Origin of the sequence: Vibrio pelagius, from assembly GCF_024347575.1 — a bacterium.
GTDB classification, from domain to species: Bacteria; Pseudomonadota; Gammaproteobacteria; order Enterobacterales; family Vibrionaceae; genus Vibrio; species Vibrio pelagius.
The window spans coordinates 1,009,119-1,026,276 of the sequence record NZ_AP025503.1 but is presented as its reverse complement, the minus strand read 5'-3'; the positions used below and the strand labels follow the sequence as shown (position 1 = coordinate 1,026,276).

The 17,158-nt window shown below is 43.8% G+C and carries 17 protein-coding genes and 1 other RNA gene; 6 read left to right on the top strand and 12 right to left on the bottom strand.

What is annotated here, in order from left to right; all coding sequences use genetic code 11:
- Position 1: 1 nt before the first annotated feature.
- A complete protein-coding gene (locus tag vsple_RS04675; RefSeq protein WP_261882796.1) occupies positions 2-646 on the top strand; it encodes a hypothetical protein in 645 nt (214 codons plus the stop codon).
- Positions 646-1,404: a sensor histidine kinase gene (locus vsple_RS04670; protein ID WP_261882795.1), complete on the top strand. Its 759-nt coding sequence runs from the start codon at positions 646-648 to the stop codon at positions 1,402-1,404. The genes vsple_RS04675 and vsple_RS04670 overlap by 1 nt, the downstream gene beginning before the upstream one ends.
- A gap of 315 nt (positions 1,405-1,719) precedes the next feature.
- Here the strand turns inward: vsple_RS04670 and vsple_RS04665 are convergent, their stop codons facing one another.
- Positions 1,720-3,102 (bottom strand): DEAD/DEAH box helicase, encoded by a 1,383-nt coding sequence (locus tag vsple_RS04665; RefSeq protein ID WP_261882794.1) that lies wholly within the window; start codon positions 3,100-3,102, stop codon positions 1,720-1,722.
- Complete coding sequence (locus vsple_RS04660) at positions 3,096-3,641, bottom strand: hypothetical protein (RefSeq protein WP_261882793.1); 546 nt, start codon at positions 3,639-3,641, stop codon at positions 3,096-3,098. The genes vsple_RS04665 and vsple_RS04660 overlap by 7 nt, the downstream gene beginning before the upstream one ends.
- A gap of 101 nt (positions 3,642-3,742) precedes the next feature.
- On the opposite strand from vsple_RS04660, the gene vsple_RS04655 reads away from it, so the two are divergent.
- A complete protein-coding gene (locus vsple_RS04655; protein ID WP_252011408.1) occupies positions 3,743-4,051 on the top strand; it encodes a helix-turn-helix domain-containing protein in 309 nt (102 codons plus the stop codon).
- Between the two features lie 19 nt (positions 4,052-4,070).
- On the opposite strand, the gene vsple_RS04650 is transcribed toward vsple_RS04655, so the two are convergent.
- The 5 genes from vsple_RS04650 to vsple_RS04630 all read right to left on the bottom strand — a co-directional run bounded on the left by vsple_RS04650 (position 4,071) and on the right by vsple_RS04630 (position 8,777).
- Positions 4,071-5,087, bottom strand: coding sequence for a TniB family NTP-binding protein (locus vsple_RS04650; RefSeq protein WP_261882792.1), 1,017 nt, complete (start codon positions 5,085-5,087; stop codon positions 4,071-4,073).
- The gene (locus vsple_RS04645) at positions 5,057-6,973 is read right to left on the bottom strand and encodes an integrase catalytic domain-containing protein (protein ID WP_261882791.1); all 1,917 of its coding nucleotides are present in this window, start codon (positions 6,971-6,973) and stop codon (positions 5,057-5,059) included. The genes vsple_RS04650 and vsple_RS04645 overlap by 31 nt, the downstream gene beginning before the upstream one ends.
- A 1-nt stretch (position 6,974) precedes the next feature.
- Positions 6,975-7,601, bottom strand: coding sequence for a TnsA endonuclease N-terminal domain-containing protein (locus tag vsple_RS04640; protein ID WP_239842463.1), 627 nt, complete (start codon positions 7,599-7,601; stop codon positions 6,975-6,977).
- Between the two features lie 121 nt (positions 7,602-7,722).
- Positions 7,723-7,819: signal recognition particle sRNA small type (gene ffs, locus vsple_RS04635), an RNA gene on the bottom strand.
- A 214-nt stretch (positions 7,820-8,033) separates the two neighbouring features.
- Positions 8,034-8,777 carry a VP0952 family biofilm-associated protein gene (locus vsple_RS04630; protein ID WP_261882790.1) on the bottom strand — a complete coding sequence of 248 codons (744 nt, stop codon included), beginning with the start codon at positions 8,775-8,777 and terminating at the stop codon, positions 8,034-8,036.
- A gap of 51 nt (positions 8,778-8,828) precedes the next feature.
- On the opposite strand from vsple_RS04630, the gene vsple_RS04625 reads away from it, so the two are divergent.
- Entirely contained in the window at positions 8,829-9,131 is a 303-nt protein-coding gene (locus vsple_RS04625) for an MGMT family protein (RefSeq protein ID WP_261882789.1), read from the top strand.
- A gap of 43 nt (positions 9,132-9,174) precedes the next feature.
- Here the strand turns inward: vsple_RS04625 and vsple_RS04620 are convergent, their stop codons facing one another.
- Positions 9,175-9,615 (bottom strand): YbaY family lipoprotein, encoded by a 441-nt coding sequence (locus vsple_RS04620; RefSeq protein WP_261882788.1) that lies wholly within the window; start codon positions 9,613-9,615, stop codon positions 9,175-9,177.
- A 167-nt stretch (positions 9,616-9,782) separates the two neighbouring features.
- Here vsple_RS04620 and tesB point away from each other — a divergent pair, with 167 nt between their 5' ends.
- Entirely contained in the window at positions 9,783-10,643 is an 861-nt protein-coding gene (tesB, locus tag vsple_RS04615; RefSeq protein ID WP_255231091.1) for an acyl-CoA thioesterase II, read from the top strand.
- 116 nt (positions 10,644-10,759) lie between these two features.
- Here the strand turns inward: tesB and vsple_RS04610 are convergent, their stop codons facing one another.
- Positions 10,760-11,215 carry an Lrp/AsnC family transcriptional regulator gene (locus vsple_RS04610; protein ID WP_261882787.1) on the bottom strand — a complete coding sequence of 152 codons (456 nt, stop codon included), beginning with the start codon at positions 11,213-11,215 and terminating at the stop codon, positions 10,760-10,762.
- Positions 11,216-11,362: 147 nt separating this feature from the next.
- Here vsple_RS04610 and vsple_RS04605 point away from each other — a divergent pair, with 147 nt between their 5' ends.
- Positions 11,363-12,427: a PLP-dependent cysteine synthase family protein gene (locus vsple_RS04605; protein WP_261882786.1), complete on the top strand. Its 1,065-nt coding sequence runs from the start codon at positions 11,363-11,365 to the stop codon at positions 12,425-12,427.
- A gap of 88 nt (positions 12,428-12,515) precedes the next feature.
- Here vsple_RS04605 and vsple_RS04600 read toward each other — a convergent pair whose 3' ends face one another.
- The 3 genes from vsple_RS04600 to vsple_RS04590 all read right to left on the bottom strand — a co-directional run bounded on the left by vsple_RS04600 (position 12,516) and on the right by vsple_RS04590 (position 17,130).
- Complete coding sequence (locus vsple_RS04600; protein WP_032549579.1) at positions 12,516-12,836, bottom strand: DUF1244 domain-containing protein; 321 nt, start codon at positions 12,834-12,836, stop codon at positions 12,516-12,518.
- Between the two features lie 113 nt (positions 12,837-12,949).
- The gene (gene vexH, locus vsple_RS04595; RefSeq protein WP_261882785.1) at positions 12,950-16,063 is read right to left on the bottom strand and encodes a vibriobactin export RND transporter permease subunit VexH; all 3,114 of its coding nucleotides are present in this window, start codon (positions 16,061-16,063) and stop codon (positions 12,950-12,952) included.
- Entirely contained in the window at positions 16,063-17,130 is a 1,068-nt protein-coding gene (locus tag vsple_RS04590; protein WP_255231095.1) for an efflux RND transporter periplasmic adaptor subunit, read from the bottom strand. The genes vexH and vsple_RS04590 overlap by 1 nt, the downstream gene beginning before the upstream one ends.
- Between the last annotated feature and the right edge of the window lie 28 nt (positions 17,131-17,158).

The window sequence follows — 17,158 nt, the reverse complement described above, 5'->3', positions numbered from 1 at the left end:
CATGATTTTCAAAAAGAAACGACTTCATCTGGATTCTCTCAATAGTCAAGTCACTAACTTGAGTATTGATCGGTCTAGTGTTCGAATAGCCATTATTGATGATCTTGATGTTCCTTATCTGGAGAACTTAAGGAACTGTGGTTATACCAATGTATACCATTACAGAGATATCGATAATTTCGAAATGTTGAGTTCGTATTCCGTTATTGTTTGTGACATTAGGGATGTTGGAAAAAAACTAAGCAATCGTGAAGGCGCGTTTATAATCCAACAGCTTAGAAAGATTTATCCTGATAAATACATTATTGCTATGTCTAGTAATCTTTTTGCACTACCTATACAGAGCTATATCAGTACTGCCGATGCAAAAATAAAGCGCGATTCTTCTCCGGATAAAATACTTGAAGAAATTGAGCAAGGCGTTAAGACAATGAACTCTAAGAAGTTACGTTGGCTTAGAATGCGCGATCACTTGCTAAAAGAACATCAAATGGATTTATACGATGTTTGGCTTCTAGAACAGGAGTTCATCAGGTCTGTGCAAAATAATAATAGAAAGTTTTTTGAGAACAGTAAAATTACACAGCATAGTGGCGATATGCTTAAAGGCTTATTAGTGAACTTCATTTCTGGGATCATCTTCTAGTGGACAATAAATACGAATCGTTAGTTCTTGATGCTATGCACGAATTGAGATACTTCAACCAACGTTTGAAAAATCTATCTGAAGAAGCGTCAAAAATAGTAAGAACAGACAAAATTGATCAAGACACTCCTATCTCGTTGAAGTCCGAACGTGCTGACCAGTTAAGGACTGTAACTGAAGGCATACTTAGTCTGTCTCAATTATTCACTACGAGAATGGACTTTATAGATGTCGAGTTGAATCCGCACGCGATTGAGCAAATGGATGTAGAGACCGTAAACATATATGGAAAATTTGATAAAGCTAGGCGTATGCTCAATGCTGTATCAAGAGAGAAGAAGGTCAAAGTTTGTTTAGAGGGGGATTTCAACGTTCGACGGATGTTCGATGCCTACACTATTATCGATATTCTTCCGTATTTGCTTTTAGACAATGCTGTCAAATATTCACCAGAACGAATGGAAGTCGATGTGGCATTCACATACTATGACCATTCAACAGAAGTTAAAATCTCTTCTTTTGGTCCTACCGTAACTCCAGATGAAATAGATAAACTTAAGCTAAAACATTATCGTGGTGAAAATGCTCAGTTGATAGACACATGCGTAGGTCGAGGCTTAGGTCTTTACTTTGTTTCGTATATTTGCGAGTTGCACGGAATGACTCTCAATATCGCATCAGAGCCAGAAGCGATGCGCATCGATGGAATACCTTATTCCAGCTTTAATATTACGTTAAATATTCCTTGGAACGAATAAACTGAGCTCTAGTGAGCCCAGTTACCATTATTCATTGAAGCCAATATGGCTATTGAGTTTGCCTTATAAAAAGTTATTCATGAATTGCTAATGCTCGATGTCCTGAAAATGATTTTTTTCCAAAAGTTTGTTGCAAACGTGTCTACTATGTCTGTGATCACCGAGCGGTAATGTTATTGATTATCTAGGGCACAAATTATTGGAGCCGAGAGCATCTCAAGCCGCCGCAGTACTACTTGGTTACCCTTGCAGCGGACCCGATTACTGGAGAAGTGCTACAGGCAAAACACTGAAAGAGATTGAAGCGGAATCTATTTAGATAAATGCAGCGATCACTCGCTGTTTAAATTGGCCCAACCTCAGTTCATCAAATGCTAAAGTGAACCCTGCATTATTTGAATTCATCATATCCGAGCCTTCTCCCCAACTAAGTAAGCTTGGTTGGGGTCGATTAGATTGAACGCTTTCCGATACAGTGCTTGACTGCAGGCGCATTTCATCAACACCACTCGGTACGTTGTTATCTTGTTTAATGTACATGCAGCTATCAGGAATATCCTGCTCAATTCTTTCAGCAAACCCAATCAAATTTTCTTCAGCAAAGGTATACAACCAAGCTTCTTGGTTGGGTGAATCATTGATTCTTAAAATTCGCCCGAGTACTTGCCTGAAGTAGAGTTCCGTTTTTGCCGAACTCATATGGCAGCAAACCTGCAGCCTTGGAATATCCGTGCCTTCACTTATCATTCCAACACTGACTATCCACTGAACATTCGAATGACGAAAAGACTCAATTTCATTCAAAGGATTGTCATGATGATAAGTCACTATGCATGCTGATTGATTAAAGTGCTCAATCAGTCGCTTTTGAATGTCTTTAGCGTGCTTAATAGAAGATGCAACCACTAAGCCTCCAGCATTTGGGGACTTTTGCCTTATTTGGGCTAGCTTTTGGCAACCACTACTTAATATGTAGTTCATAGCGTCTTCATTGTGAATGACACTGTGATATGAGACATCGGATTGTTTGAGGCAATCAAGAATAGAAGTGAAGTGTTGATTGTCCCTGCCAGCATTAACACTCAGGTGTTCATTATCGATTAGAACGATTTTAGGGCGGCGACATACCTTATCAACAACTGCCTGTTGCAAGCCATATTGATAATCACAAATGAGCATACCATCAGGGTCGGAATACTCGGCCATAACTATCGGTAACCGATCAGAGCGCCAAGGAGTACCCGACAGCGCTAATGTGTAACGGGCAAAACCTTGGATCTTACTGACGATTTCTAACCCCCATGAATTTGATCTACCCTCATCATCAAACGAGCAATGGTGGATCTCATCAAATACGACTAGTACCCGATATTTACTGACGGTGTTCCAGAAGTTTTCTTCCAAAAAACGGATGGATTGATAGGTATAAGACCCACCTAAAGAGCCCAAGCCTCCATTAAAGGAACATTCCAGTTTCCATGAAAAGGTCTTTTGCATCCCTTCTGCAACAGTCAGAGAGGGAGAGAAACACAGCACTAAATCGATCATGCCTTTTTTAAATAACCGACTCGCCACCTCGGCGGCCATAACGGTTTTACCAGCTCCAGGAGTCGCTTGGCAGAAGAAGTGTGAATACTTATTTGAAATGAATTTCTCGATAACTTGAGCTGCACATTCAGCTTGCCATGTTCTTAACATTGGGAAGCCTTGCTTTGGGCTACTTGCATCCAGTTGGTTAGTGCATTAATTCTGCCTAATAGCTTGGCTGAGCGTTCTCTTGCTGCATTAAATAGTGGCTGCATATCTTGCTTGTTGTTTGGGAAACGCATTAACAACGATTGGTATTCCTCAATCTCGCCTAGAGTAATCGCCAACTCGCCTTCATGATGTTTCTTCTCTTGCTCTAGTGCATTTAGAGAGCACTCCGAAGTTTGAACAGTTGTTGAATCAACGTTTGCTTTCTTATTTCTAGCTGCTCGAGGCTCAATTGTGAGCGCTTTGAATTCATTAGTTTGATGGTAACGTTTGTCTCTGCGAGCCCCAATGACAGAAAGCCAGCCTTTCTCCTCAAGTGATAGAAGTTGCTTATAAACATACTTTCGAGCCTCGTCACTGCTCGTAAAGGTTGAAGTACTATTTAACAACGCATCCCTAGCTTCTATAACAGAGAAATCATCCATCCCTTTTTCAATCAATAGGTTAAACATGTGAGGGTTAATTCTGGTTACTTTCTTCATGTGACTCTTGCACGCAATAAAAACTTAGGATTACTAAGTATACAAAAATCAGTAAAACTTAGACAATCTAAGTTATCTAAAGGTTGAAAAGAAATGTGTAAGTGCAGAAAGACAACCCAATCCCAGCGAGGCTCAAAGCTGCGCGTAAAAAAGCCAAGATCACCCAAAAAGATTTAGGGGTGAAAATCGGCATGGAACCAAGTTCTGCTAGTGGGCGAATGAACCATTATGAGAAAGGTAGACACGTACCAGATATTGGTACACTCGAACGTATGGCTGAAGAGTTAGATGTGCCGCTGAATTACTTTTTCTGTAGGAATGAGTTGAGTGCTGAGTTGGCGTGTGCGATTGATAAGCTGAGTGATGAAGAGAAGGCGACCCTATTAGAAAAACTGACACAACCTAGTTAACTCTAAGCAAGATGGCTCACTAACCAACAAGTTGCTGTATCGATAATTTGCTAAACACCTGCTTTACAAAACAAAGTTCACCAGTCTCGGCATCGGCGACATAATTTTCATAAGAAGCTATTTGCTCTATAGTTAGAGCATCTATCTGCACAGTGAAAGGATTTGTATCATTGGGATCGTTAATTTTCTCGTAAACAGCAGCAAAGTCCTCCTCGTCAATACAATCCTTCTTTTTCTCCAAAGCGACCTCTAGTGCGGCTGCAATTAACTCTTTAATCTCACCAAGTACACCTTTGCTTGCCGATAACAATCTCATTGCGAAATCAACGTCTGTCAACGGCACCTTGAATCTTAAAGGCACTGCCTTTTCGAGAGCATCTAAAACATCTAAATAATTGTCAATTGCAGGCTCATCTGTGATCTTAATGTAAGGGAGTGTGCGTCGAACCATAATTCGCCTATTCCACTGAGAGTCTTCTAAAATTAGTCCAGCACTATGAAGTCCTACAAACACAATCGGCAAATGACACTCATCACTAATCATTTTGAGACGGTCTCTAATATCCTGCCTCTGGTTATGACTGGTTCGTTCAAACAACTCTTGGCACTCCTCAATCACTAATAATTTAAGCCCAACTCTTTTCGATGTTTCAATCACACAATCCGTTAACCCGATCTCTGAAGGCTTAGCTCTGCTATTTCTATAAGCTCCAAGTTCTTTGGCCATCCATAGTAAAGTCTCAAGTAACGTGGGTCTTACACGAGTAATAAGAACTTCATTCCTTGATAAGTTTTTCTCGATAAAATGATTAATTGTGGCTGTCTTTCCTGCACCGGTGCCAGCTGTCAGAAGCATTGATGGCGCAAAAGTGCCAAACTTCCTGCGTCTCATTATCCACTCGAGTCCAGAGAGGACTTTTTCAACCTCTGGGTAAATTGAAAAAGAGTCATGATAGTTTGCTAAAACTTCATCCCGCTCCAAATTCCTTCTCACTGTGGTCACAACTATTCCCTCCGGTTTTTGCGCTCGTTCCATTTAGACCTAAAGTTCTCTAGCGGAGTTGTTTGAGAATTGGTTTCCTGCTCTGAGATACCAAAGCTTGATTTTGACGCTCTATCACTCAGCTTGGAGTGAGGGGTATCGCTGTTAACACTGGATATCTCTGCAACTTTCTTAGTCGATTTCGCTTTTCGTTTGCGTTCAGAATGCGTTAACTGCATTAATTCTGCTTGTTCTGACTCAATTCGGTCATGCAGAGCTAGTCGAGCTTTTGCTAATGACAGTACATCCATTTCGCCTTTTATATAGGTTCGATGAGCCGCCAAAATCTTTTCATGCTCGCAAACGCTCAATCTAACGGTGTAACCAATTGGATCCTTACTTGGAACCTTCACATATCCTTTAAGCTCCTCGAGGTACACATAGATAGCGGATAAATCATCTGGGTCTACTTTTATTTTCTTTTTCAACGACTCTTTTGTTTGGGGGTACGTCTTCCTATAATCAGACAACGCTACACAGTCATAGTCTATATGCATGAACTTAATGCCTTTGTCAGTCAGCTTTCGATGCTGAAGAATTCCCATAACTACGCTAAATGCTTGCTCCTGATCGGGTAAGAGTTTTAATGGTGGTAAAACGTCATAGCTTTGCTTCCAGTAAAGGTTTGGTATTCTTTTATGACGACTATCAGCATTAACATTGTGCACGTCTACTATCCAACGGTGGAACTCTTCTACGAAGGTACTAAAACGCATGACTGCATCTTTTTCTGGTTTGTAGTCTTCTTTTTCCAGCACGTTAGAGAATGTTTTACCCGGCACCCAGCCAACAATCCCTTGAACAATTTCACCAAATTTACGTTCAACAAATGGCTTTAACCATGGTTTGCGAACCTTGTTATAAACGACATTTATCCCAACCTCCAAGCATGCATCCTCCCAGCTTTTTGACCAAAACTCCGCACCGTTGTCGACCACCAAGTTCTCTATTTTCCCCTCGCAAAGCCATTCATTGTTGAATGAAATAGGCATTTCAGAAATGTAGCTCTTACTTTTTGTCGCATGAATAACGGCTCTAGATGCCGACACATAACTAGGAGCTTTAAAGCCTAGATGAAAGCCAATTATGCACCCACTAAAAACATCTACGAGCAGTGTCAAATGTGCTCTACCCAACGGCACCATGAGGTCATCATGCAATAGAATCAAATCCAAGGGGGTATGATCCATCTCGACTCGTTCCAAAATTCGAGTCGGCATATCCACAGATTGATAATAGTTATAGAGCTTATCTGCGTAGTATTTCCCATGCCGAGCGAGCGCGACGCTGTATGGCTCCTCTTTGCGAATACGATTCTTAAACGCTTCATATGAGACTTTGGGTATTTTTCCGGCGACTATCTTATCGTTAGCTACTGTTATCCTGTCGCTGTAAAAGATGAATGCCGCTCTAATCGACTGTCGCCTTGCGTCTAAGAACATCTTCAGAGCTTCATCATAATATTTTTCATCACCAATAACTCTGGCTTCTCGATTACCTTTAAGGTGGTTTTTATCGACCAAGCTAGTAAAACTTCCATTCGAGTCAACAAATGAATTGTGCCAACGTTGCAGTGATTTATAGCTAGGTTTCTTGGTAAGACGTGTTTTGGAGAAGTGTTTTTCAATTAGGGGGTTGAGGTTTTTAGGAGTCCAACCTCCGCTCAGTTCATTCGCAACTAAGGATAGCAATTTATACCTTTCGAGCGCTTTGCTCTTCTGCTCCTCAGGATATGAAGAGAGGTCTCGCTCAATAATCTGTGTCGACTGTAATCTCGAGTATTTAAGACGTTCGGTCTGAGTTTCAGGCAAAAGCTCATGTTCTATTTCAGAATCTTCGTTGTACTCGGGCTCGAACTCGTCATGGAATCGACCAACCATTTCATCTCACCGAAACAGTTGTACTTCCACTCAACATAGCGATATCTAAATCAACACCGGCTTTTCCTACTGCAATCAGTTTTAAAACAGAAGCGAACACCCGACCGACGGACTCTCCAATTGAGACGGCTAGATCACTGATTTTCATTGTTTCCTGTGAAATCAGATACGAATGCACTTTGAATGCAAGCTCATCGCCTTCGATACATCCACTATACCGATGTACCAACTCTGAGTTTTTGAGAAAGTACCCATCTCTAATTTGCTTATCAGTCACCAAAACAAGACCAAATCCTCTTCGATTGGCAGCCTCTTTACGAGCAGCAAATTCTTGTTTAAACGTCTTAGATAACGTTTTCGAGTGTGGTTTGACTTCCACATACTTGAATGTACCGTCAACATAGGTAGCTAGGAAATCAGGAGTGTAAGGGCGCTTTTTCCCATGGAAGTCATAGTAGAAACCCTCTGGCTGAGATTCGTAGTGAACTACATCTGGATCATATTCGAAATGATAGCAGCAGTCTCTCTCCAGACTACCCTCACACATGACAGCATCTCGGTTTTTGAGACTCGAGAATTTGTAGATGTTCTTATTAGGCGATGGCTTGCGAAGATTACGAATATACATATGCGTCCCTTTTGTTGTAACAAAACAACTAAAATAAGCTTAGGACACTTTAAGGGTTTTAAAAGGACAAGTTATGGTTTTATTGGGACAGGTTATGCTTTTAACAACATTTAAAAGGGTGGGAACCCAGCCACATCCCGGCACACAAGTCACTCGCTGCGGCTGCTTCCTTCCGGACCTGACCGAGTTCACGAGCTATTGTTGCGGGAGGACCAGGCCCCCATAGATTCGTTTTCTAAGAGGCTTGCCTCAAAGAGTGACTGGATTATTAAGCATCCCCGCAACCATTGCAAGCCCTTCCACCCTATTTTTAAACAATTGTGGTCTAAGTGCTTATCCTTTATTCAAACCACGAGTAAATCGCAGGGAAATTGGTCATTTATCTACGATTAAGGTGGAGCAATAGTCATAGCAAATGCACGAGTCACTCGCTTAGATATCGATGTCTTCGTTATCCTCTGTACGAATGATGTAGTCGGTCATCCATGCCGTGCCTAACAAACACAACCACACCACAAATACTGGGCTCGGTACTTCAATGCTTGGTGTGACCACTAATGCAGCAAAACCGGCAGTGGGCAGTGTCCAGCACAACAGCTTATTCCAGCGGAAGGTTTTAAGCTTGGTCATCGCCTCCATTGACGCCATGATGCCAGTTACGCATAAGGCTACTAGCGCCGCGTAAGGTAAGTCTGCTATCCAGAGTGGCAATATTAGAAACAGTGACCACCAGCTGTGTCGACTGGCCGGTTTGAGGTGATTCGCTGCCCACCAGATAACTATGATTGATAGGGTTTGAAGAACCGTAACCCAAGGCGTACCATCAAGCTTGCCTGCAGATTGAGTCACCATAATTCCGACTTGTAGAGTCGTGACAATTAATCCTGATACCACAAGTACTGACAAGCTACTGCGGCGTGAGAAAACAACCATCAGCAGAGGGAACAACACCCAAGCACTGACTGATAAGGTTATCGGCTGCATTGGAAGTGTCAGGCCATAGACGGTCATTGAGGCGAGTAGAGCTAAGCCAGCGACTCCTCCTTGAGGTAATATCCATAACGCAGGGATAACCATAGCTAACACTGGAATGTCGCCGTCACTTAGGCTAATGGCTCGGGCACAAACAACCGCCAACAGGGTTGTCACTAAGAACTGAAACGTTGAAAATACCATAGCTCTCTCCTTCTACCGATCCGTGGTATTAATGAACTAGGAATAGTTAGTATGGACCAATTTTTACCCCAAATCTTTGCTGTAATTCACCAAATTCCCTATGGGAAAGTAACAACTTATGGAGACATAGCACGTTTTTCGGGCTTTCCAGGTTATGCGCGTCACGTAGGCAAAGCTTTGGGCAATTTACCAGAGGGAAGTCAGCTCCCTTGGTTTAGGGTCATTAATAGTAAAGGCGAGATTTCGCTAAAAGGCGAGAACTTCGAACGACAAAAGCGTCATTTAGAGGCGGAGGGCATTGAAGTGAGTGAGGCGGGAAGAATCAAGCTCAAAAAATACAAATGGCAGCCGTAACGCTGCCATTGCTTTTCATTTAATCATTATCTGGTGCAGCGAACTAACGCACGCCAACCAAACGCAAATTGAGTGACTCTGTATTTGCTGCATCAGTGATCACTGGAGCTATCGTGTCTGTAGTAAAGCGTAACTTGTCATCAACATGAATGGTTGCGCGTACATTGTAGCGATGATTATCCTCAATTTGGCTCGCATCATACTTTAATTCAAACGCAAACGGCACTTGTTTACCATCGGTTGTAAACTCTTGAGTTGCCAATACCTTTGAAGGTGCATCAGCCAATGAGATATCTTCCAGTGTTACCGTTACCAGTGCATTTTCAGGAAGTGCAATACGCTCTCGATAACTTACCGTACCCGTCACCATTTTGATGTTCTCTGCGACAACTTCTTGGGGAGCCTCACTTTGTTCCGTAGTTTGGCAGCCCGATAGGAAACCAAAAGAGATTAAAGACGTTGCGATTAATAAAGCCTTTTTCATAAGATATTTCTCTCAATGTATTTGCACGATTTAGCAAAACTGTATGCTAATTATAAGAGAGCTTTCATATTCTGTCTTGAAACCCTATGATTTATTGACAGATATTTGACTGAGCAGCCTGGTTAACCCTTTAACCTGCTCTCATTTTATTAAGAGGTACTCTGGCAATGAGTCAACCACTAAAAGAATTACTACGTTTACTTCAGCTAGAAAAACTGGAAGAGGGTCTCTTCCGAGGACAAAGTGAAAACCTTGGGCTGCCACAAGTCTACGGTGGACAAGTACTTGGACAAGCCTTGTCTGCTGCGCGCTACACGGTAGAGGAAGATCGCAGTGTCCACTCTTTCCACAGTTACTTTCTGTATCCGGGTGATCCAGAGAAGCCGATTATTTATGATGTAGAGAACTTAAGAGACGGGCGCAGCTTCAGCACTCGCCGTGTTAAAGCGATTCAAAATGGTCGCCCTATCTTCTACCTCACCGCTTCATACCATGGTGATGCTGAAGGCTTTGAACACCAAAACACCATGCCTGACATTCCAGGGCCAGAAAACTTTGCATCAGAGACAGAGCTTGCGAGCCATATCGCTGAGTTCTTGCCTGAGAAGCTAAGAAAGACTTTTTGTGGCGAGAAGCCAATTGAGATGCGCCCAGTTACGGTTGTCAATCCACTCAAACCTCAGAAAGCAGAACCAAAGCAGTACCTTTGGGTTCGCGCAAATGGCGAGATGCCAGACAACCATTTGATCCACCAATACTTACTGGCTTATGCTTCTGACTGGGGCTTTCTCGTGACGGCACTTCACCCTCACGAAGTTTCTTTAATGACACCTAACTTCCAAGTAGCCACGATTGATCACTCAATCTGGTTCCATCGTCCATTCAAGATGGATGAGTGGCTGCTTTACGCGATAGAGAGTCCTACAGCGAGTAATACCCGAGGCTTGGTACGAGGAGAGATCTACAACCAGCAAGGTCAATTGGTTGCAACAGCCGTTCAAGAAGGTGTGATGCGCTTTACTAAATAACTCTCGTGAAGTCTTAGCCTGCATTAACAAACCAATAAAACAAAGGGTTTGAGTTCTACTCAAGCCCTTTTCAACTTTATCCTACTTAATTAAACGGCGAAAAATCTCTCTATTTATTACAACGGCAGTGCGGTTGTGTACTTCAAAGGTTCCATCGCAAATGTAGAAGTGACATTAGAGAGGCCATCCACACTGTTCACAAGTCGCTTATAAAACTCATCAAAACACTTCATGTCTCTAACCTGAACTTTGAGCATGTAGTCATATTCACCCGCCATTCGGTAGAACTCCATCACTTCCGGGAATTCCGAAACTGTGCTGACAAAACGTCCGTACCATTCATGTGAGTGGTCGCTGGTTTTAACCAAAACAAATGCCGTAAATGACAGATCCAGCTTCTCAGGGTTGAGCAGCGCGACCCGTTTTTCGATTACCCCCTTTTCTTCTAAACGCTTAAGACGCTTCCAACAAGGGGTCGTAGTTAGGTTCACAGCTTCCGCAATATCGTTAAGTGACAGCGTACTGTCTTGCTGAAGCAAACGCAGTATATTTTTGTCCGTAGCATCAAGCATTTTTCAATAAAACCCCTTCAAAGAGAAAATTTTTCTATCAAGTCATCAATAAACAGTAAATATAGCAAAGTTTTTCTCTGCAGATCTCGTTAATTTAATGGCATAGCAAACATAAAAAGAATAACGTCAAATTCGTGGAGATTCCCTATGTGTACTGACCATAAATGGATTAATAACGCCATTCGAAAAATCGAAGCAGACTTTCAACGCTCCGCCGATACTCACCTTATCAAGCTTGACCTTCCAAGTGTCGAGGGCATTGATATCTACCTAAAAGATGAAAGTACACACCCTACGGGTTCTCTAAAACACCGCTTAGCGCGTTCACTTTTCCTATACGCGATTTGTAATGGTTGGGTTGGCCCAGAAACAACGATCATTGAGTCATCGTCTGGCAGTACCGCAGTATCAGAAGCGTACTTTGCTCGTTTGCTCGGTCTGCCTTTTATTGCGGTGATGCCAAAGTGCACAGCCAAGAAAAAAATTGAGCAGATTGAGTTCTACGGTGGCCAAGCTCACCTCGTTGATCGCTCTGACCAGATCTACGCTGAATCTCGTCGCCTCGCGAAAGAGTTAAATGGTCACTACATGGACCAATTCACCTATGCAGAGCGAGCAACCGACTGGCGTGGTAACAACAACATCGCCAACTCGATTTTCAACCAGATGCAAATGGAAGATCACCCTATTCCAGCATGGGTGGTGATGAGCCCTGGGACTGGTGGCACCTCTGCAACCATTGGTCGTTTCATCCGTTACCAACAACATGAAACAAAACTGTGTGTGGTAGACCCAGAAAACTCGGTATTCCACGACTTCTTTAAGACAGGTAATGTCGATCTTACTGGCGACAAAGGCAGTAAGATTGAAGGCATTGGTCGCCCACGTGTTGAGCCAAGCTTCATTACAGGTGTCGTCGATGAGATGCGTACTATTCCAGATGCAGCAAGTATTGCGACAACGCACTGGTTGTCAGAACTGCTTGGCCGTAAAGTCGGCGCTTCAACAGGTACAAATATGTATGGTGTATTACAGTTAGCGAGCGAGATGAAAGCACGTGGTGAGAAAGGTTCTATCGTTACCCTATTGTGTGATAGCGGTGAGCGCTACCTAGACACCTACTTTGATGACGAGTGGGTTCGTGAAAACATCGGTGACATTGAGCCATTCGCGGAAAAACTCAAAGTGTTTAACCAAACTGGCGAGCTGTAAACACTCGTTTGTTTAAACAATACCAAAAGGCTTAAAACAAAAAGCGGCATGAAAAGGTTCATGCCGCTTTTTTAATAGGTCGAATTGTTTACTCTGGCTTTTGCTTCGCTTCGAACGCGGCTAACTGCTCTGGTGTCGCTTTTGGTTGGTGGTTCTGTTTCCACTCGTCATAAGTCATACCGTACACTCGCTCACGAGCATCATCGATATCGATGTCTAGACCTTGTTGCTCTGCCTCGGCTTTGTACCACTTACTGAAGCAGTTGCGGCAGAAGCCCGCAAGAATCATTAGGTCAATGTTCTGAACGTCTTTGTTATTATCTAGGTGTGCCAATAGACGACGAAAAGTCGCCGCATCCAGCTTGTCTTGTTCTTCTTGAGACAGATTTTTATATTTGAATTCAGCCACTTTACATTCCTTATTTTTTCTATTTGTATTGAGCTCTGTTGTTATACAAAAAAAGCCTGCTGTTCGCTAGGAACAAACGCAGGCTTTTATAGATTGCTAAGTTAAATTAACGATCAACCATGTGAAGTACGACCAACCGTGTCGTGACTCAGGGCTTTGTTCAATTCAGCCTCTACGTGACCCGGAGATCGTGTCGCACCTGAGATCAAGCGATACATCGCAGGGATAACAAACAGCGTCACCAGTGTCGCAAAACCCATACCAAAGAAGATAACCGTACCTACCGCGACGCGGCTTTCGTAACCCGCTCCGGTCGAAGTAATCAACGGAATGGCGCCAGCGAGTGTGGTAAACGCTGTCATCATGATTGGACGCAAGCGACGTGCAGATGCATCCACAATCGCCTTCTCAAATTCAATGCCACGGTCACGCAGTTGGTTGGCAAACTCAACGATCAAGATACCATTCTTCGTTACCATACCGATCAACATGATCATGCCGATCTGACTGTAAACGTTCAAACCTTGACTCATTAGCACCAAACCTAAGAAGCCACCGAAAATCCCCATAGGTACGGTGAACATCACCACTAAAGGGTTGATGAAGCTTTCAAACTGCGCCGCTAGTACGAGGTAAGCAACCAGCATTGCCAAAGCAAACACAACAAGGATGCTCGATTGGTTCTCTTTGAAGTCTTTAGACTCGCCAGAGTAGCTCACTGAAATATCGCCTGGCAGCATCTCAATCGCCTGCTCATCAAGGAAATCAAGTGCTTCACCTAGAGTGTAGCCATCCATCAAGTTTGCCGTTATGGTGATCGACTTCTGCTTGTTGTAGTGAGACAAACGAATAGACGAGGCGACTTCTTCAATTTTAGTCAACGTATCCAAGGTGACGAGTTCACCCGACGGGGTTCTCATGTATATCTGGCTAAGATCACTCGCGTTGTTGAAACTGTTTTCATCGCCACGCAGATACACGTCATACTCTTCCCCGCGTTCTACAAAGGTAGTTTCACTCTTACCGCCGAGCATGATCTCTAGCGTGTCTGAGATGTCAGAAACACTAACGCCTAATTCAGCAGCGCGTTGCTTGTCGACAGTGACCAACAGTTCAGGCGTCTTCTCTGAGTAATCGATGTCAGCACCTTCCATCATTGGCGAATCTTCAGCCGCTTGCTTTAAGATCTCAGCCCACTTTTGCAGTTCAGGATAATCAGAACCACCAAGTACAAACTGAACAGGCTCGCTTGAACCGCCACGGAAACCCGGCATGAATGGGAAAATACGCACATCTGGAATGCCCGTCAGTGCTTTTCGCACTTGACCTAGTGCTTCTTGAGCGGTCGTTTCACGTTCATTCCAGTCTTCTAGAATCATGATTACGAAGCCAGTTTGGTCACCTGCGTTACCGCCAAATGCTGGCGATTGTAAGCTAAACGACTTCAAGAACCCTTGACCTAGTAGCGGCATCAAACGCTCTTCAACCAGATCCATGTTAGCAGACATACGGTTATAACTGGTTGCGTCTGCACCACGAACAAACGCGAAGATCACACCTCGGTCTTCTTGTGGTGTTAGTTGTGCAGGCACTTGTTGCATTAAGCCATAGCTACCACCCAAACACGCGATAATGATGATTGGTGCAGCCAAGCGCCAACCCAGCGCGCGGCGCAAAATACTGCGGTAAACTTTCTCTAGCTTGCCGAAAACACGCTCAACGAAGTGGTTAAAGCGATTCGGTTTCACGTTAGCTTTTAAGATCTTACTACCTAATACCGGCGTCAGAGTTAAAGCAACCAGCGACGAGAAGATCACCGACATTGCCAATAACACGGAAAATTCAGTGAACAGTAGACCAACCATACCGTCCATAAAGGAGATAGGTAGGAATACCATCACCAGCACTAGCGTGGTCGCAATAACGGCAAAACCAACCTCACGCGTGCCTTTGTAAGCCGCAAGCAGAGGCGATTCACCACGTTCGATGTGGTGGAAAATGTTCTCGACCACAACAATAGCGTCATCGACAACCAGACCAATCGATAAAATTAGCGCCATCAAGGTGATCAGGTTAATCGAAAATCCAAAATAGTACGCCGCAATAAATGAAGATATTAGAGACACAGGCACGGTTACCGCAGGAATCAAAGTGGCACGTGCTTGTCCAATAAACACGTATAGCACCAAGATCACCAAACCACCTGTGATAAACAGCGTGCTATACACCTCTGTAATAGAGCGATCGATAAATACGGTTGAGTCGTAGTCAATGGCTAAACGAGTACCATCCGGCAAGAATTTTTGAATATTCTCCACTTCTTTATGAACAAGGTCAGCCACTTCTAGCGGGTTCGCATCCGATTGCGGCACGATACCCATGCTCACGTTGACGACACCGTCACTCTTAAAGGTCGAGTTTTCGTTCTCTGCGCCAATATAGACATCAGCGACATCTTTTAGGTAGATCGGTGAGTTGTCCGATGCACGCTTAACAACCAGGTACTCGAAGTCTTCCGCTTGGGTATACGAGCGCGCAGTGCGAACCGACATCACAATCGCATCGTTACGTACCTCACCGCCCGGGCTCTCAATGTTCTCATTGCGCAGTGCAGTCGTAATGTCCGTTGCCGTCACACCGCGTCCCGCCATTAACTCTGGCTTAAGTTTGACGTACATAACCTTATACAGACCGCCCGAGATATCGACCGAACTGACGCCTGAAATCAGACTGAACCTATCGATAAGCACACGCTCGGTGTAGTCCGTCAGTTGGGTTCGGTCCATTTCAGTGGAGCTGAGGTTGATGTATAACGACGCTTCACCACTACCATTGTTCTTATAAACAATCGGATCGTCCGCTTCATCAGGCAAAGAGCGTTGAGCGCGAGCTACCGCATCACGAACATCACTGACACCCGTATTTAAGTCATAACCTAGCTCAAAGGTAATCGTGATACGTGAAGAGCCGTTTCGGGTCGTCGATTCGATTTCATCAATCCCGCTAATTCCGGAAAGCTGGTCCTCTAAGTTAGAGGTGATCTGGCTTTCAATGATGGTCGCAGAAGCGCCTTCATAGCGGGTACTAATAGAAACAACTGGGCTCTCAATATCTGGCATTTCTCGTACGGCAAGTTTGCTGAACGAAACGATACCAAACACCACTAAGAGCAAACTGAGAACCAGCGCTGCTACTGGTCTTTTTACTGAAACATCAGATAACAGCATTAGTTAGCTTCCTCTTGCTGAGGTTGACGCTTTGCTGATGTTGTCACACCAAGCTCTTGAACCTGAACACCATCGCGCATGTTCACAATGCCTTGAACCACAATCTTGTCACCAATGTTGATGCCTTTTTCGATAACCACTTCATTATCAATACGAGCACCTAAGAATACTTCTGTGCGCGTCGCTTTGTTATCTTCGCCGACGACATAAACGTAACGCTTAGTGCCCGAGTATTGCAGAGCCTGTACAGGGATAATCGGCGCTTCAACGGGTGGAAAGTCCATCTCAGCAGAAACCAGCATACCCGGTTTGAGGTAGTCGTTCGGGTTATCGAAGTGAATACGAACACGCAAGTTCAGTGTTTCAGTGTTAATACGAGAGTCAATACCCACCACAGTGCCAGAAAACTCGGTATCACCCCACGCACTTGTACGCGCTGTGACTGTCATCCCCTTTGATAGCTTCGATAAATAACGCTCTGGCACCTGAAGATCTAACTGCATGACAGATAAGTCATCGAGTGTCACCAATTCAGTGCCTGAACTGACTAATTTGCCTCGACTAAAATCGATAAAACCAACGGTGCCGGAAAATGGTGCTGAAATATGAAGGTCTTTTAGATTGGCATTGGCTGCCGCCAGTCTTGCGAGTGCAATCTCAACACTGGTCTTCTGTGCATCAATTTCAGTTTGTGTGATCGCGTTTCTTTTTACCAAGCGTTCAAATTCAGCCAGTTTACGACGCTCGTCTTTTAGATACGCTTTTGCTTCTGCCACCGCTGCCTTCGCTTTATCGTCATCCAGTTGAACCAGTAGCTGCCCCTTTTTGACTTCTTGATTGGCTTTAACGTGAATAGAGTCAACTTTGCCAGAAATCTCAGACGAGACGATCACTGATTGCTCAGCTTCTAGCTTACCGACAAGGGAAAGGGACTGGTTCACTTGATGAATATCGACCTGTTCAGTAACGACAGTCACTGCGCTTGGTCCCATGCGCTTAGCAACTACGGCTGGAGACGCCAAGAGAATAGATAAGCTAAGTAGAGATAAAATGGATTTATGTGTCATAACGATAGTCTGTAAGTTAGATTCAAGA

Coding starts and splice junctions, on each gene's coding strand:
- vsple_RS04675 (WP_261882796.1), top strand. CDS start 2: ATGATTTTCAAAAAGAAACGACTTCATCTGGATTCTCTCAATAGTCAA.
- vsple_RS04665 (WP_261882794.1), bottom strand. CDS start 3,102: ATGTTAAGAACATGGCAAGCTGAATGTGCAGCTCAAGTTATCGAGAAA.
- vsple_RS04660 (WP_261882793.1), bottom strand. CDS start 3,641: ATGAAGAAAGTAACCAGAATTAACCCTCACATGTTTAACCTATTGATT.
- vsple_RS04650 (WP_261882792.1), bottom strand. CDS start 5,087: ATGGAACGAGCGCAAAAACCGGAGGGAATAGTTGTGACCACAGTGAGA.
- vsple_RS04645 (WP_261882791.1), bottom strand. CDS start 6,973: ATGGTTGGTCGATTCCATGACGAGTTCGAGCCCGAGTACAACGAAGAT.
- vsple_RS04640 (WP_239842463.1), bottom strand. CDS start 7,601: ATGTATATTCGTAATCTTCGCAAGCCATCGCCTAATAAGAACATCTAC.
- vsple_RS04630 (WP_261882790.1), bottom strand. CDS start 8,777: ATGGTATTTTCAACGTTTCAGTTCTTAGTGACAACCCTGTTGGCGGTT.
- vsple_RS04625 (WP_261882789.1), top strand. CDS start 8,829: ATGGACCAATTTTTACCCCAAATCTTTGCTGTAATTCACCAAATTCCC.
- vsple_RS04620 (WP_261882788.1), bottom strand. CDS start 9,615: ATGAAAAAGGCTTTATTAATCGCAACGTCTTTAATCTCTTTTGGTTTC.
- tesB (WP_255231091.1), top strand. CDS start 9,783: ATGAGTCAACCACTAAAAGAATTACTACGTTTACTTCAGCTAGAAAAA.
- vsple_RS04610 (WP_261882787.1), bottom strand. CDS start 11,215: ATGCTTGATGCTACGGACAAAAATATACTGCGTTTGCTTCAGCAAGAC.
- vsple_RS04605 (WP_261882786.1), top strand. CDS start 11,363: ATGTGTACTGACCATAAATGGATTAATAACGCCATTCGAAAAATCGAA.
- vexH (WP_261882785.1), bottom strand. CDS start 16,063: ATGCTGTTATCTGATGTTTCAGTAAAAAGACCAGTAGCAGCGCTGGTT.
- vsple_RS04590 (WP_255231095.1), bottom strand. CDS start 17,130: ATGACACATAAATCCATTTTATCTCTACTTAGCTTATCTATTCTCTTG.